Origin of the sequence: Chryseobacterium sp. G0162, from assembly GCF_003815715.1 — a bacterium.
Classification (GTDB): domain Bacteria; phylum Bacteroidota; class Bacteroidia; order Flavobacteriales; family Weeksellaceae; genus Chryseobacterium.
In genome coordinates, this window is sequence record NZ_CP033922.1 from 932,103 (window position 1) to 947,339 (window position 15,237).

Annotated in this window: 14 protein-coding genes; 7 read left to right on the plus strand and 7 right to left on the minus strand. The window is 37.5% G+C overall.

Annotated elements, in window-relative coordinates; all coding sequences use genetic code 11:
- Window positions 1-36: 36 nt before the first annotated feature.
- The 7 genes from ilvA to folP all read right to left on the minus strand — a co-directional run bounded on the left by ilvA (window position 37) and on the right by folP (window position 8,393).
- Window positions 37-1,299, minus strand: coding sequence for a threonine ammonia-lyase IlvA (gene ilvA, locus EG344_RS04285; RefSeq protein WP_123908469.1), 1,263 nt, complete (start codon window positions 1,297-1,299; stop codon window positions 37-39).
- 13 nt (window positions 1,300-1,312) lie between these two features.
- Complete coding sequence (ilvC, locus tag EG344_RS04290) at window positions 1,313-2,359, minus strand: ketol-acid reductoisomerase (RefSeq protein ID WP_123908470.1); 1,047 nt, start codon at window positions 2,357-2,359, stop codon at window positions 1,313-1,315.
- Between the two features lie 42 nt (window positions 2,360-2,401).
- Entirely contained in the window at window positions 2,402-2,683 is a 282-nt protein-coding gene (locus tag EG344_RS04295) for an ACT domain-containing protein (RefSeq protein WP_123908471.1), read from the minus strand.
- Window positions 2,684-2,697: 14 nt separating this feature from the next.
- Window positions 2,698-4,422, minus strand: coding sequence for a biosynthetic-type acetolactate synthase large subunit (gene ilvB / locus EG344_RS04300; RefSeq protein ID WP_123908472.1), 1,725 nt, complete (start codon window positions 4,420-4,422; stop codon window positions 2,698-2,700).
- 11 nt (window positions 4,423-4,433) lie between these two features.
- Window positions 4,434-6,110, minus strand: coding sequence for a dihydroxy-acid dehydratase (ilvD, locus tag EG344_RS04305; protein WP_185145589.1), 1,677 nt, complete (start codon window positions 6,108-6,110; stop codon window positions 4,434-4,436).
- A 179-nt stretch (window positions 6,111-6,289) separates the two neighbouring features.
- Window positions 6,290-7,162 (minus strand): branched-chain-amino-acid transaminase, encoded by an 873-nt coding sequence (gene ilvE / locus EG344_RS04310; RefSeq protein ID WP_123908474.1) that lies wholly within the window; start codon window positions 7,160-7,162, stop codon window positions 6,290-6,292.
- A 364-nt stretch (window positions 7,163-7,526) separates the two neighbouring features.
- The gene (gene folP, locus EG344_RS04315; protein ID WP_410493992.1) at window positions 7,527-8,393 is read right to left on the minus strand and encodes a dihydropteroate synthase; all 867 of its coding nucleotides are present in this window, start codon (window positions 8,391-8,393) and stop codon (window positions 7,527-7,529) included.
- A 238-nt stretch (window positions 8,394-8,631) separates the two neighbouring features.
- On the opposite strand from folP, the gene EG344_RS04320 reads away from it, so the two are divergent.
- From EG344_RS04320 to tpiA, 7 genes are read left to right on the plus strand one after another with little or no spacing between them, the layout of a single operon-like run.
- A complete protein-coding gene (locus EG344_RS04320; RefSeq protein WP_123908475.1) occupies window positions 8,632-9,198 on the plus strand; it encodes a DUF1599 domain-containing protein in 567 nt (188 codons plus the stop codon).
- A gap of 1 nt (window position 9,199) precedes the next feature.
- Window positions 9,200-10,309, plus strand: coding sequence for a BT_3928 family protein (locus tag EG344_RS04325; RefSeq protein ID WP_123908476.1), 1,110 nt, complete (start codon window positions 9,200-9,202; stop codon window positions 10,307-10,309).
- A gap of 8 nt (window positions 10,310-10,317) precedes the next feature.
- Entirely contained in the window at window positions 10,318-10,989 is a 672-nt protein-coding gene (locus tag EG344_RS04330; protein ID WP_123908477.1) for a DUF6058 family natural product biosynthesis protein, read from the plus strand.
- Window positions 10,990-10,994: 5 nt separating this feature from the next.
- Window positions 10,995-11,342 carry a TerB family tellurite resistance protein gene (locus EG344_RS04335; RefSeq protein WP_123908478.1) on the plus strand — a complete coding sequence of 116 codons (348 nt, stop codon included), beginning with the start codon at window positions 10,995-10,997 and terminating at the stop codon, window positions 11,340-11,342.
- 25 nt (window positions 11,343-11,367) lie between these two features.
- Window positions 11,368-13,494 (plus strand): S9 family peptidase, encoded by a 2,127-nt coding sequence (locus tag EG344_RS04340; protein WP_123908479.1) that lies wholly within the window; start codon window positions 11,368-11,370, stop codon window positions 13,492-13,494.
- A gap of 5 nt (window positions 13,495-13,499) precedes the next feature.
- Entirely contained in the window at window positions 13,500-13,904 is a 405-nt protein-coding gene (locus EG344_RS04345) for a hypothetical protein (protein WP_123908480.1), read from the plus strand.
- Window positions 13,905-13,917: 13 nt separating this feature from the next.
- Window positions 13,918-14,676, plus strand: a complete 759-nt coding sequence (gene tpiA, locus EG344_RS04350; protein WP_123908481.1) for a triose-phosphate isomerase — start codon at window positions 13,918-13,920, stop codon at window positions 14,674-14,676.
- Window positions 14,677-15,237: the final 561 nt, after the last annotated feature.

Consider the following 15,237-nt stretch of genomic DNA (forward strand, 5'->3'; position numbering starts at 1 on the left):
AAATAGGGTTAGATTTTAGAATCATCTTTATAACAACTAAATCAGCAGATTCATCAAAGACGGATCATTGTTCAGGTAGTTGACAAAAAAATCCTGCCTTTTCATGTTGTCCATTAGTGGTGTGAAGTCCTCTTTTTGTTTCAGTGCAATTCCTACTACTGCAATTCCTTTTTCTTTTGAATTTTTCTGGGTATATTCAAAAAAAGTAATATCATCATTAGGCCCAAGCACATCCATCACAAAGGTTTTCAAAGCTCCGGGACGCTGTGGAAACCTTACCAGAAAATAATGTTTTAAGTTAGCATACAGCAAAGCTTTCTCCTTAATTTCTTCCATTCTGGTAATATCATTATTGCTTCCACTGATAATGCAAACCACATTTTTTCCTTCAATCTTATCTTTATACTTTTCCAAGGCAGCCACAGCAAGAGCACCGGCCGGCTCCACCACAATAGCATCTTTATTATATAAGGAAAGAATCGTTTCACATACAAGCCCCTCTTCTACCGTAACTACATCATACAATCTATTTTTACAAAATTCAAACGTGAGACTCCCTACCTTTTGCACTGCTGCACCATCTACAAAACGGCTTATCTTTTCAAGGTGAACGGGTTTACCATTTTCCAGAGCCTTTTTCATGCTTGCCGCTGCGGAAGGTTCTACTCCAATGATTTTGGTTTGGGGAGACAATTCTTTAAAGACGGAACAAATGCCTGCCGCCAATCCACCACCTCCTATTGGTACAAAAAGATAATCAATGGATTCATCAGACTGTTCAAGGATTTCCAATGCTGTTGTGGCCTGCCCTTCAATAATCGCAGGATCATCAAATGGATGGATGAATGTTCCGTCATTTTCATTACAAAACCTCATCGCAGCATCTTTTGCTTCATCAAAGGTATCTCCCTGCAAAACAACATCAATGTAGTTCCCACCAAACATTTTAACCTGCTCCAGTTTTTGACCCGGAGTGGGTAAAGGCATAAAAATAGTTCCTTTCACTTTCATGGTACTGCATGCAAAAGCAACTCCCTGAGCATGATTTCCTGCACTGGCACAAACAATTCCCTTGGAAAGTTCTTCCTCTGGCATGGTTGACATTTTGTTATAAGCCCCACGAATTTTATAAGACCTTACTCTTTGAAGGTCTTCTCTTTTGAAGTGTACTTGAGCATTATAAACTCCTGATAAATTATTATTAACAGCTAAAGGAGTTCTGACACAAACATTTTTAAGTCTTTCGGCCGCTTGGTAAACTTTATCCAATACAGATAAATAGGTTTCTCCCGTCTTCATTTTTCTTTTGATATTAATTATTTTCTGGTCTCAGGCTTCGTACAGTTTTTCCTGCCTTCCACATTTCACTCTCTCTCAATTCTGTTAATTCAACTTCCAGTTTTTCCCGGTAATCAGGCTTACTGTTACTGTCAATGGACCTTTGTGCTTCATTTCCTTTAGCCACATTATCATACAATTCTTCAAATAAAGGCGAAGTTGCATCTCTGAAACGCTTCCACCAATCCAAAGCTCCTCTTTGAGCAGTCGTACTGCAATTCGCATACATCCAATCCATTCCATTTTCTGCTACCAGTGGCATCAATGATTGGGTAAGTTCTTCTACCGTTTCGTTGAAAGCTTCTGATGGGCTGTGACCATTTTTTCTCAAAACATCATATTGTGCTGCAAATATTCCTTGTACCGCTCCCATTAAGGTTCCTCTTTCTCCGGCAAGATCGCTATACACTTCTTTTTTAAAGTCTGTTTCAAATAAATATCCGCTTCCTATGGCAATTCCCAGAGCCGTTACTCTTTCTCTTGCTTTTCCTGTTGCATCTTGATAAACGGCAAAACTGCTATTCAGTCCTCTATCCTGAAGGAACATTCTTCTTAATGAAGTTCCTGACCCCTTTGGAGCTACCAAAAAGACATCTACATCTGCCGGAGGAACAATTCCTGTACGTTCATTAAAGGTAATTCCAAACCCATGAGAGAAATACAAAGCTTTTCCAGGGGTAAGATGTTGCTTTACTTTTGGCCAGTATTCAATCTGCGCAGCATCACTCAACAGATAACAGATAATCGTTCCTTTTTCTAAAGCTTCTTCTATTTCAAATAAAGTTTCACCCGGAACAAAGCCATCCGCCACTGCTTTATCCCAGGATTTAGAATTTTTTCTTTGTCCTACAATCACATTAATTCCATTGTCTTTCTGGTTCAGTGCCTGTCCCGGCCCCTGTACACCATACCCGATTACCGCTACTACTTCATCTTTTAATACTTCCTGAGCTTTTTTCAACGAAAATTCTTCTCTTGTTACTACGTTTTCCTCTACTCCTCCGAAATTTAATTTTGCCATTTTCTATAATTTTATTTTATTGTTTATAATTTTGATTTCGCCTTAGCTAGCGTGTTCTATTGCTGTGAAATATGGATTTTTATGATAATGAACCTCCAGTACATCTACTTGTTTTTCCATTTGTCTGGTGATCTTCTGAACAGATTCTTCGGATTCTCTGATCGTAATCACAAACTTTTTTATGTTCTCCGTTTCAGAGGGTCCCATATTAAAATTTGTCATCGAAATTCTCCTTCTTGAAAAAATAGCGTTGATCCTGCTAATCAGTCCCAAACAATCTTCTGTATAGGCTGTTATGGTATATTCTTTATTTTCTGTTTTCATATTTTCTATTTATTTTATGGTTGATTATTTAATACAATCTCCGAAACACTTTTCCCCTGAGGAATCATCGGAAAAACATTGTGTTTTTTTCCTGTCATTACTTCCAGCAGAAATGCACCTTTATGAGTAAGCATTTCATCAAGCGCTTCTTTTAGGTCTTCTCTCTGGGTCACTTTCCTTCCCTGAATATGATAGCCGTTTGCTACCTTTACAAACTCCGGACTCTGAATTTCCACGGAAGAATAGCGCTCTTCATGAAACAGCTCCTGCCACTGTCTTACCATTCCCAGATAGCTGTTATTCAGGATTAAAATTTTAACTTCAGGATGATACTGCATAATCGTTCCCAATTCCTGAATATTCATCTGAGCTCCACCATCTCCCATTACTGCAATAACAGGGAAATGATGCTCTCCATAAGTTGCTCCTATTGCCGCAGGAAGACAAAACCCCATGGTTCCCAATCCACCACTGGTAATATTGGTTCTTGAATGTTGAAAATTGGAATACCTGCATGTTATCATCTGATGCTGTCCTACATCGGTTACAATAACCGCTTCCCCTTTTGTGATTTCATTGAGACATCTGATCACCTCTCCCATCGTGATCTCTTCTTCCTTAGGATACAGCTCATCATTGATGAGATTGATGCTTTCAACTTCCATGCAGTCTTTAAACCTTTGATGCCATTCCGGATGTTCTCTTTTTTGGATCAATGCTGTAAGAAGTGGCAAGGTTTCTTTACAATTTCCGAGAACCGGAACATCCACTTTTACATTTTTATTGATTTCCGATGAGTCAATTTCCAGGTGAATAATCTTGGCCTGCTTTGCATATTGATCCAGCCTTCCGGTCACCCGGTCATCAAAACGCATTCCTATGGTAATCAGTACATCACATTGATTGGTAAGAATATTAGGGCCGTAATTTCCATGCATTCCTACCATTCCAACTGCCTGTGGATGATCTGTAGGAAGAACACCCATTCCTAAAACAGTCCACGCTACCGGAATTCCTGATTTTTCAGCAAACTCCAAGAACTCACGCTCTGCTTTCCCCAGCATAATTCCCTGCCCGGCAATAATGAAAGGACGTTCTGCATGGTTAATAAGTTCCGCTGCCTGTTCAATACTTTCCAGCGATGGAACAGGATCAGGTTTATAACTTCTTAAGGAATGACAAGGATGATATCCTTTGTATGAAGCTTTCTGTAACTGGGCATTTTTTGTAATATCAATAAGTACCGGCCCCGGTCGACCCGATTTTGCAATATAAAATGCTTTTGCCAGAACTTCGGGCAACTCATTGGCATCTGTTACCTGGTAATTCCATTTGGTAACAGGGCTTGTAATGTTCATCACATCAATTTCCTGAAACGCGTCTGTTCCCAAAAGATGTTCAAACACCTGTCCCGTAATGCATACCAATGGTGTATTATCCAATAAAGCATCTGCTAATCCTGTCACAAGATTGGTAGCCCCCGGACCACTGGTAGCCATAACGACTCCTACTTTTCCGGAAACCCTGGCCAATCCTTGTGCTGCATGTACAGCTGCCTGCTCATGACGAACAAGAATATGCTCCAACTGATCTTTATAATCATAAAGCGCATCATAAATAGGAATGATTGCCCCGCCGGGATACCCGAAAACAGTTTTCACGCCTTCCTGAAGAAATGCTTCAAGAATAATCCGGCTTCCGCTCAGTTCTGTTGCTGTTGATTGATTTAAATTCTTCATGATGTTTGAGGTTAAATTTCATCCGTTACACAGCCTTCAGCAGCGGATGATACGGTTAATGCATATTTATAGAGCAATCCTTTCTTAACTTTCAGAGCAGGTTTTTGCCAGCCTTCCTTTCTTTTTTTGATTTCTTCTTCTGAAACCTTAAGTTGTATCGTATTGCGTATAGCATCTATTTCTATAAGATCATTATCTTCTACAAAGGCTATCAGACCACCTTCATGAGCTTCGGGAGTGATATGCCCCACCACGAAACCATGAGTTCCACCACTGAACCTGCCATCCGTAATCAAAGCGACACTGCTTCCTAACCCTGCGCCTATCAAAGCACTTGTAGGCTTCAACATTTCCGGCATTCCGGGAGCTCCTTTAGGCCCTTCGTTACGGATCACAATCACATCTCCGTGTTGTACTGTTCCGTCTGCAATTCCTTTGATGAGGTTCTTCTCTCCGTCGAATACGCGGGCTTTTCCTACAAACCGCTCTCCTTCTTTACCTGTTATTTTGGCAACACTTCCTTTTTCAGCAAGGTTTCCATATAGAATTCTTAAATGCCCGGTAGGTTTTATAGGGCTTGATAAGGGTCTTATAATCTTCTGGGTATTAAAATCCAGCGTCGGAATATGTTCTAAGTTTTCAGCCAGTGTTTTTCCTGTAACAGTAAGACAATCTCCATGTAACAAACCCTCTTCCAACAGATATTTCATTACGGAAGGTATTCCACCATGCTCATGTAAATCCTGCATCAGGTATTTCCCACTGGGTTTAAGATCTGCCAACATAGGGGTACCATCGCTCATGGTCTGAAAATCATCCTGAGTAAGGGACACTCCTACACTTTTGGCCATGGCAATAAAATGAAGAACAGCATTGGTACTACCCCCTAAAACAACAATCACACGAAGGGCATTTTCAAAAGCCTTTCGGGTCATAATGTCTGAGGGTTTAATATCTTTTTCCAAAAGAATCTTTATGTATTTTCCGGCTTCCAGACATTCATCCTGTTTTTCTTTGCTTAAAGCCGGATTAGAAGATGAGTACGGCAGGCTCATTCCCAGTGCTTCTATTGCAGATGCCATTGTATTAGCCGTATACATTCCGCCACATGCACCTGCCCCGGGGCAGGAATTTTTGACCACCCCATCAAAGTCTTCTTCAGAGATCTCTCCTGCAATCTTTTTCCCTAAGGCTTCAAAAGCTGAAACAATATTTAAAGTTTCTCCTTTGTAGCATCCTGGGGCAATGGTTCCACCGTATACCATCAGTGATGGTCTATTCAGTCTTCCCATTGCAATGATAGTTCCCGGCATATTTTTATCACATCCGGGTAAAGCAATAAGTCCGTCATAATACTGGGCTCCACAAATAGCTTCAATGCTGTCTGCAATCACATCTCTGCTTACGAGTGAATAGCGCATCCCATCAGTTCCGTTGCTCATCCCATCACTTACTCCAATCGTGTTAAAAATCAGCCCTGCCAATCCATGATTCCATGTCCCTTTCTTCACCACCCTGGCTAGATCGTTGAGGTGCATATTACAGGTATTTCCATCATAGCCCATACTTGCAATGCCGATTTGTGCTTTCTGCATGTCCTCTTCTGTAAAACCAATCCCGTATAGCATTGCTTTTGCGGCTGGCTGTTCACTATTTTGTGTGAATGTTTTTGAATATTTATTTAACATATTATCCCACATTTACTATTCTTATTATCTCTTAAAATGATCTTTTTTTGTTTAAATTTCATTCAAAACTACTGCTTGTAATATTTTCCTCATTTTCAATTTTCAGGAAAACTACAATATCCAATCGTTCAGAAAAAAGACATATCATATTAATAATCAATAATTTAAAATTTAAAAATTTACAATGACAAAACTCTTACTAATTTCAAATAAGCCTGTTGTACTTTTTCACTTGCTGTATCTTCCCATTCTTTAGTGAAAGGCACATCATCCAATGAATCCAATGCCACAATCTCAGCCGCCGTACCACAGAAAAATGCAGCATCAGCACCTCTCATTTCTTCAGGTTTAAAGAAGGTTTCCTTAACCGGAATATTCAGTTCATCACATATTTCAAAGACAGTCTGACGGGTAATTCCGGGAAGAATACTTCCCTTTGCCGGAGTAAATAATGTCCCGTCTTTTTCATAAAAAACATTGGCCCCTGAACTTTCTGCCACATTTCCATTTTCATCGAGTACTAAAGCTTCATCATACCCTTTGTCCTTTGCATCCTGACAAGCTAAAATTGAATTCACATAATGTCCGCCGACTTTGGCTTCTACTTTAAAGGCCTTAGGATTGGGACGCTGAAAACCAGAAGTCATGATCTTCATTTTATCTGCGAGATAGCCGTTGCTCCATTCCCAAGCCAAGAGGGATAGGTAAGATTCTTTGCCTTTTGAAAGTGACATATTGGGCGAACAGGTGATCAGAGGACGGATATACGCATCTGCAAAGCCATTCAACTCCAATAGTTCATAAGTAAGCTCTGTAAGCTGATCTACGGAATAATTGAAGGGAATATGCATGAGTTCTGCTGATCTTTTCAATCTTTCATAATGTTCTTTTGCCTTGAAAATTCTGGTTCCATGAGCCGTGCTGTAAGATTTAATGCCTTCAAAAACTGAATATCCGTAGTGAAGAGATTGTCCGTAAAGATTGGTTCCTGCGTCTTTGGCTTTCATAAAGCTTCCATCAAAATAGATGACCGTGTCGTCGTTGTAATACATGTTATAGAGGGTTAAAAATTAATAAAAGGGAATAAAAAAAGCCCTCTCACAGTGTGAGAGGGCTCAATATATGTACAGTCATACATCTTCCGTCTCACACACGTAAGGGAATAATAATGACGATAATAATTACTGCGAATAACTGATACATAGTTGTACTCTAAAAAATTAAACAAAAAAAAGCCGCTTCAAATAAGAAACGGCTTATATATTTTAAAGAAAAATCTATTCTAAAATGCCGTTTCCTGACTGTTGTAAATGACAACAGCTGCAATAGAAATGACAATAATATTTTTCTGATTCGTAAAATTCATACTGCAAATGTATAAACTTTTTAAAAACCCACAAGTTTTTTTATCACTTTTTATTTTTTCTGTAAAAAATGATTGACTGTTTCCTTTGCTTCAGCCACATCATGAACTCTTACAATTTTAGCGCCCTGCTCCAAAACTTTCATGTGTAATTTCTGCGTTTCCTCATTGATATCAAGTGGAGATTTCTCAAGAGGTTTATAGATAAATGATTTTCTTGAGATTCCGATCAACAAAGGAAATTTACCAAACCCAAGATATTCCACTTCATTGATCATTTTCATCTGATCTTCTACCGTTTTTCCAAAGCCAAAACCAGGGTCCAGAATAATATCTTTAACCCCTTTTTGTAACAGTTTATCGGTCTTTTCAGAAAAATACCGGTTCACTTCCAATGTTATATCTTCAAACTTTATTTTATCATGCATGGCTTCATAAGATGGATTCACATGCATCAAAATATAAGGAAGTCCTGTTTCTGCCGCTACATCAAACATTTTCTCATCATATTGGCCGCCTGAAATATCATTAATGATGTCTATTCCTTCATTGAAACCGAATCTTACCGTTTCAGCATAGAATGTGTCCAAAGAAATCAGTACTTCAGGAAACGTCTTTTTGATCTGAGAAATACGGTTTCCAATCCTATCAATCTCCTCCTCGCTCGTCAAAAACTCAGCGTTGGGACGTGTAGACTGTGGGCCGATATCAATAATTTCTGCCCCCTCTTTCAACAACTTCTCGGCATGTTCCAATGCCCTTTTCTCCTTGTTAAATTTTCCACCATCTGAGAATGAATCAGGAGTAAGATTCAGGATTCCCATGATCTTTGGAGTATCCAGTTGTACCAGTCGGCCATTACAGTTAATAGAATGGGTTTGAGGGTTTAAGGGTTCGAGGGTTTGAGGGTTTGAAATCATAGGAGTTTATAAATGATGAATGATAAATGATTTTATCTCCTGCAAAATTAGTGATTTGCACTTGGAATGCGAAGCTAATGTCCAGAAATTAGATCTCTTTAATTACTTATTTCCACCCGATACTCTCACACTCTCTTACACTCCTACTCTAAAACCCTATAACTCTCAAACATGATTCCCCTCAGACTCGTTTCATAAACAAAACCGAATTCGTATATTTGGAAGATTAAGAAATTTTATGTCAAAAACATCAGTACAGTTCGAGAAAATTATCAGTCAGTGTCGTGATCTTTTCAGTAAAAAGCTACAGGATTACGGGCCAGCGTGGAGGGTTTTAAGACCCAGTTCCATTACGGATCAGATTTATATCAAAGTCAACAGAATCCGTACACTGCAAATGACTGATGTAAAAATGGTGGATGAAAGTGAGGAAGATGAATTTATTGCGATTGTCAACTACTCTATCATTGGACTTATTCAGCTTGAAAAAGGGCTTTCCAATGATTTCAATGAAAACAAAGAAGAAATTTTAAGTTTGTATGACAAATATTCCCAGGAGGCTCAGGCTTTAATGGAAAGAAAAAATCATGATTATGGGGAAGCATGGAGGGATATGAGAATCTCTTCAATTACAGATTTGATTTATCAGAAAGTATTAAGAACCAAACAAATTGAGGATAACCAGGGAAAAACTATTGTATCTGAAGGCCTTGACGCCAATTATTTCGATATGCTGAATTATGCTGTTTTCTGCCTGATTAAATTCTCTGAACAAAAAAACCAATTCGACCCCAAAACTATTTAACATGATCAAAGGTTTATTACGCTTTATTATTGCTGTCATTTTTATCCTTTCCGGCTTTGTAAAAGCTGTGGATCTGGTAGGATTCTCCTTTAAGATGGAGGAGTATTTTTCACCTGCAGTCTTCAATATGCCGTTTTTTGAAAAATTTGCGTTGCTGTTTTCAATTATCGTTGTTGTACTGGAGCTTTTCCTTGGATTTATGCTACTGCTGAAAATGAAGCTTAAATTTACCTTATCAGCTTTAATAGCCCTTTGCGTGTTCTTCGGTTTCCTTACCTTCTATTCTGCCTATTTCAATGTGGTTACAGATTGCGGATGTTTCGGAGATGCTATTAAATTTACGCCTTGGCAGAGCTTCTTTAAAGATGTAGCCCTCCTTATAGGGCTTATTCTTCTGTTTGTTTTGTATAAAAAAGATTTCCGTAAAACGGATGAATATGGTACTAACAGAAAAGAATCTACAGGCAAATTCAAATATTATATTTTCGCTGCGTTTTCTCTGGTGATGATCTACATTATGGCTCAGGGAATTATGCATGAACCAATGATTGATTTCCGTGATTATAAAATCGGGACAGATATTAAAGGGGAGAAAGAAAAAATCAATAAAAACCCTTCTGAGTACAAGACTTTTTACTCCCTTAAAAATCAAAAAACAGGGGAAGTTGTAAAGGTAAACCAGGATGATTACATCAAAGAAACAAAATACTGGGCAGAAGGTTCTCCATGGAAAATTGAAGATGGAAAAAATGAATCTGTTCTTGTAAAGGAAGGATATAAATCTGAGATTGTAAAATTCAAGATTGAAGATCCTACAGGAATGGAACTTACCGATGAAATCATCAAAGCTCCAAAAGCAATTCTGGTATTTTCTTATCATCCGAAAGAGGTTTCTGCGGATCTTCTTCAAAAGGTAGAAGCTAAAGTAAATGCTCAGAAAGGAGCCCTTATCTACGGAGTTTCAACGGATCAGAATACTTTCAAAACGATTAAAAATGCAATGATGGATGGTACTGCCATTAAAACCATCGCAAGAAGCAATCCATTTGTATTGATTCTTCAAAATGGAAAAATAATTAACAAGCAACCTGCTAAAGATTACATTAAATAAGCCAAGTTATGGAATCAAATTTTGAATACATCAGCGGAAATTATATTACAGAAGAAAAACTATGTGATATAACAGAAATTACGAAGGACAAACTGAATGTACTTATTAAAAATCATTTGGTTCCGGAAGCTTCTTATGTAGTCTCCAGAAGTATAAAAATTACCTCTCCTCTTAATGATGAATTTCAAGCTGAAATTACGGAGAAGTACTTTAGTAAAAACTGTGTTTCATTGATTCAGAAGAATAAAGAAACGAAAGATTTCCATACATATAAAGCAGAATTCAGAGAAAAATTCATTCAAAATCTCATGAAGCATCCTGATAGAAACGTTGCCTATCATAATGTTTTTAATAATGATCAGGAAAAACTTGAGGAGATCTTTGAGAGTGAATGGGAAGCTTATTGTAACGGGATATATGGAATATGTACCATCAATTCTACTGAAGAAGAAATTGTAAAGAAGGAAATTTCTGTAAAAAAATTAATACATTTCAACACCTTATTTTCTCAAAAAACACTGAATGAAAATGAGACTGAAGAACTTATACAGCTGAATAAAGAATTCAATGAAGTCGCTGAGAGATTTGCTCCTTACCAAAGAGCGTCCAGTAGCAGAGGTAAATACCTCGACAAAATTTTAGAAAGCAATAGCTTAAGCTATTTAATAAAGAAATATTAAACATTATGCAAAAATCAAATAAATCAATCGCAGGTTACCACTTACTAATGATCCTTTCTTCTGTAGACGGAGAGTTTGCTCCTGAAGAAGGAATGCTGGTACAGCAATATCTGGCGGATGAATTCCCCTTCAGAATGAACCTTGACAATGAGCTGGAAACATTGGCTCTTTTACAACCTGAAGAATGGAAAGATCACTTTGAATTTCATGGAAGATGTTTCCTTGATGATTCTACAGAGGATGAACGTGTAAAGTTTGTTCAGTTTGCCAAGTCACTGATTAAAGCAGACAATAAGGTTACTGAAGAAGAACACACTTTCTATGTTCTGCTGAAAAACTTATGGGGATTATAATTTCTCCCAAAAACAAAAAAATACCATGAAGAAAATTTACCTAGGATTATTAGTAATGAGTGCATCTACATTTCAATCTCAGAAATTTCCGGATTTGAAAGCTCCTGTTGCAGAAAAGCAGGAACATATCAGAGAAATTCACGGTGATAAGGTCAATGATCCTTATTACTGGATGATCGATTATTTCAAAAAAGGAAAAGATTCTACCAAAGTTGTTGATTATTTAAAAGCTGAAAACACTTATTGGGAAGGCATGATGAAAGATACAGAACCTTTCAGAGAAAAGCTTTTCCAGGAAATGAAAGCCAGAATCAAAGAGAAAGACGAATCGGTTCCGGTTTTTAAAAACGGATATTATTACTATACCCGTACAGAAGCAGGAAAACAGTATTTTAAATATTGTAGAAAAAAAGGCAGCCTTACTGCTCCTGAAGAAATTCTTCTGGATGTAGACCAACAGGCTGAGGGTCACTCTTATTATTCAGCTTCAGGCTTCAGCATCAGTCCGGATAATACGAAAATGATTTATGGTGTGGATGATGTATCCCGAAGACAGTATAAATTATTTTTAAAAGATCTGTCAACAGGAAAAACCGTTGATCTTGGCATTAAAAACACCACAGGATCAGCCACATGGGCGAATGATAACAAAACAATATTTTATACTTCCAAAAACCCTGAAACTCTTTTAACGGAGAAGATTTTCAGACATACTCTGGGAACTGATTCTTCAAAGGATGTCCTTGTATATGAGGAAAAGGATAAAACCAACTATATTGGTGTAGGAAAATCCAAGAATGAGAAATTCATCATGATCTATTCTCAAGCTACTACTTCTTCCGAAACAAGATATCTTGATGCCAATGATGCCAATGGAACATTTAAGGTTTTCCAGCCTAGAATAAAAGATGTCCTGTATGAGGTCACTCCACTGGAAGATAAATTTTTGATCACCACCAATAAGGATGCTCTTAACTTTAAAGTTGTAGAAACTCCTTTAAACAAAACAGGTGTTGAGAACTGGAAAGATTTTATACCCCACAGAAAAGAGGTTCTGATGGAAGGAATTTCCGAGTTTAAAAATTATCTGGTGTTCAGTGAAAGACAAAACGGGCTTGCTCAATTAGTGATTTATGATAGAAAAACAGGTAAAAAAGATTTTCTGAAATTTGATGAAGCTGCTTACACTGTTTATCCATCAGGAAATCCTGAGTATAACACAGATAATTTCCGTTTCGGATATACTTCCATGATTACTCCAAGTTCTCAGTATGAACAAGACTTAAAGACCGGAAAAAGAACTCTTCTGAAACAACAGGAAGTTCTTGGCGGTTATAATAAAGAAAACTATACTACTGAAAGACTTTTTGCCACGGCAAAAGACGGAACTAAGATTCCTATTTCAATTGTTTATAAAAAAGGGTTCAAGAAAGATGGTAACAGTCCGTTATTACTGTATGCTTACGGCTCTTACGGAAGCTCTATGGATGCTACCTTCAACAGCAATCGATTAAGCCTTTTAGACAGAGGTTTTGCCTATGCTATTACTCACATCCGTGGAGGACAGGAAATGGGAAGACAATGGTACGAAGACGGGAAAATGATGAAAAAGAAAAATACATTTACCGACTTTATTGATTCCGGAGAATATCTTGTAAAAGAGAAATACACCTCTCCTAAACACTTATATGCTCAGGGAGGAAGTGCCGGAGGTCTTTTAATGGGAGCTGTAGCTAACATGAGCCCTAACCTATGGAACGGTGTTATTTCACAGGTCCCTTTTGTAGATGTTATTAACACCATGCTTGATACAAGTATTCCTTTAACAACCAACGAATATGACGAATGGGGTAATCCAAACAACAAGGAAGCTTATCTCTATATGAAATCATACTCGCCCTACGAAAATATAGAAAAGAAAAACTATCCGAATCTATTGGTAACAACAGGTCTTCATGATTCTCAGGTGCAATATTTTGAACCTGCAAAATGGGTGGCGAAACTTAGAGATATGAAAACAGATAAAAATGTTTTATTGTTAAAAACAGACATGGATTACGGTCACGGAGGAGCTTCCGGAAGATTTGATTATCTGAAGGATATTGCTTTGGTCTATGCTTTCATGTTTAAATTGGAAGGAATTAATAAATAATCTAAATGAGAAAAATACTAGTCTTGGCTCTGTTTTCCATTGCAATGGGGCTCACTGCACAAAAGAAGGAATACGATCCAAAAGTAATGGGATGTTATAAAGGTTCTGAGGTAAACCAGCAACAAGAAGGGCTTTCAAAATATTGGGTATCATGTAGACTTGAAAAAGGTAAAAGCATCTTAATGTTCGTAGCCATTAATCAGGATGGTGAAGTAATACAGAATACTGAAAACGGTAGCTGGTGGACTAAAGATGGAAAGTACTACGAACTTCATAACACTGATAATGTTACTGATATCTATAATTATAAAGTACTACCTACTGGTGATGTTGAGTTTCAATCTATTGAAACGATGGGTAAAAAAGACACTACCTATACTTTTATTGATACAAAAATAAACGAAGATTAAATAAAAAATAATTATGAGAAGAAAAATAGTTGCAGGCAACTGGAAAATGAACAAAAATGTAATTGATGCACAACAATTAATGATTCAATTGCTAAGCTATAAAAACAACAATGCTACCAACTGTGAGGTTTGGATCGCTCCTCCTTCATTATACTTAATGATGGCTAAAGACATCTTTGAAAAGGATGAGATCGGGGTATTTTCTCAGGACATGAGTGAGCACGAAAGCGGAGCGTACACAGGAGAAATTTCTGCGGATATGCTGGAATCTATCGATGCAACAGGTTCTTTAATCGGTCACTCTGAAAGAAGACAATACCACGGAGAAACAGATTCTCATTGCAACAGAAAGGTAAAATTAGCTTTAGATAGAGGTCTTACTCCAATCTATTGTAACGGAGAAACTCTTGAACAAAGAAAAGGAGGACAACACCTTGAAGTGGTGAAAAACCAGACTGAAGTAGCTCTTTTCACGCTTTCTGCTGAAGAGATCAAAAAAGTAGTTATTGCTTACGAACCGGTTTGGGCTATCGGAACAGGAGAAACAGCAAGTCCGGAGCAAGCTCAGGAAATTCATGCACACATCAGAAATATCATTGCTGCTAAATATGGGCAAGAGGTTGCTGATGAGGTTTCCATCCTTTACGGAGGTTCTGTGAAACCTGATAATGCGAAAGAAATCTTCTCTCAGCCTGATATTGACGGAGGTCTGATTGGAGGTGCTGCTTTGAAATTGGAGGATTTCTCTAAGATTATTGAGGCTTTCAATTAATATTGAGAAGAACAATATATATACAAAAGCCCCTGAGAATTACTTTCAGGGGCTTCTTTTATAGGTTTGGCTAAAGCCAATGGAAAATTTCATGATCATGTAAACGGGCTAAAGCCCGTTTCTATTGAATATATTCTTCAAACATTCAATTTAAAAACTAAAAAATAACCATACAGTTTGTCATTCTGACGAAGGAAGAATCTCTACACAGCTATTCTAAACATTCCGTTTTAGATTCCGACGGAATGACAAAGATTCTGCAAAATAAAACTCTTGGAAGATAATTGTAGGGGCTTTTTTAGGTTTTGGCTAAAGCCAATGGAAATTTCACTGATCATGTAAACGGGCTAAAGCCCGTTTCTATTGAATATATTCTTCAAACATTCAATTTAAAAACTAAAAAATAACCATACAGTTTGTCATTCTGACGAAGGAAGAATCTCTACACAGCTATTCTAAACATTCCGTTTTAGATTCCGACGGAATGACAAAGATTCTGGAAGATCTATTCTTATTAAAACAGGATAAAGTCCATTTCTATTAATCTATACAATAAAAAGC

Excerpts from the sequence above, each read along its gene's own strand:
- EG344_RS04345 (WP_123908480.1), top strand. The coding sequence starts at position 13,500 with ATGAGAAAAATACTAGTCTTGGCTCTGTTTTCCATTGCAATGGGGCTC.
- EG344_RS04320 (WP_123908475.1), top strand. The coding sequence starts at position 8,632 with ATGTCAAAAACATCAGTACAGTTCGAGAAAATTATCAGTCAGTGTCGT.
- EG344_RS04335 (WP_123908478.1), top strand. The coding sequence starts at position 10,995 with ATGCAAAAATCAAATAAATCAATCGCAGGTTACCACTTACTAATGATC.
- ilvB (WP_123908472.1), bottom strand. The coding sequence starts at position 4,422 with ATGAAGAATTTAAATCAATCAACAGCAACAGAACTGAGCGGAAGCCGG.
- EG344_RS04330 (WP_123908477.1), top strand. The coding sequence starts at position 10,318 with ATGGAATCAAATTTTGAATACATCAGCGGAAATTATATTACAGAAGAA.
- ilvD (WP_185145589.1), bottom strand. The coding sequence starts at position 6,110 with ATGTTAAATAAATATTCAAAAACATTCACACAAAATAGTGAACAGCCA.
- ilvA (WP_123908469.1), bottom strand. The coding sequence starts at position 1,299 with ATGAAGACGGGAGAAACCTATTTATCTGTATTGGATAAAGTTTACCAA.
- ilvC (WP_123908470.1), bottom strand. The coding sequence starts at position 2,359 with ATGGCAAAATTAAATTTCGGAGGAGTAGAGGAAAACGTAGTAACAAGA.
- folP (WP_410493992.1), bottom strand. The coding sequence starts at position 8,393 with ATGATTTCAAACCCTCAAACCCTCGAACCCTTAAACCCTCAAACCCAT.
- ilvE (WP_123908474.1), bottom strand. The coding sequence starts at position 7,162 with ATGTATTACAACGACGACACGGTCATCTATTTTGATGGAAGCTTTATG.
- EG344_RS04325 (WP_123908476.1), top strand. The coding sequence starts at position 9,200 with ATGATCAAAGGTTTATTACGCTTTATTATTGCTGTCATTTTTATCCTT.
- EG344_RS04340 (WP_123908479.1), top strand. The coding sequence starts at position 11,368 with ATGAAGAAAATTTACCTAGGATTATTAGTAATGAGTGCATCTACATTT.
- tpiA (WP_123908481.1), top strand. The coding sequence starts at position 13,918 with ATGAGAAGAAAAATAGTTGCAGGCAACTGGAAAATGAACAAAAATGTA.
- EG344_RS04295 (WP_123908471.1), bottom strand. The coding sequence starts at position 2,683 with ATGAAAACAGAAAATAAAGAATATACCATAACAGCCTATACAGAAGAT.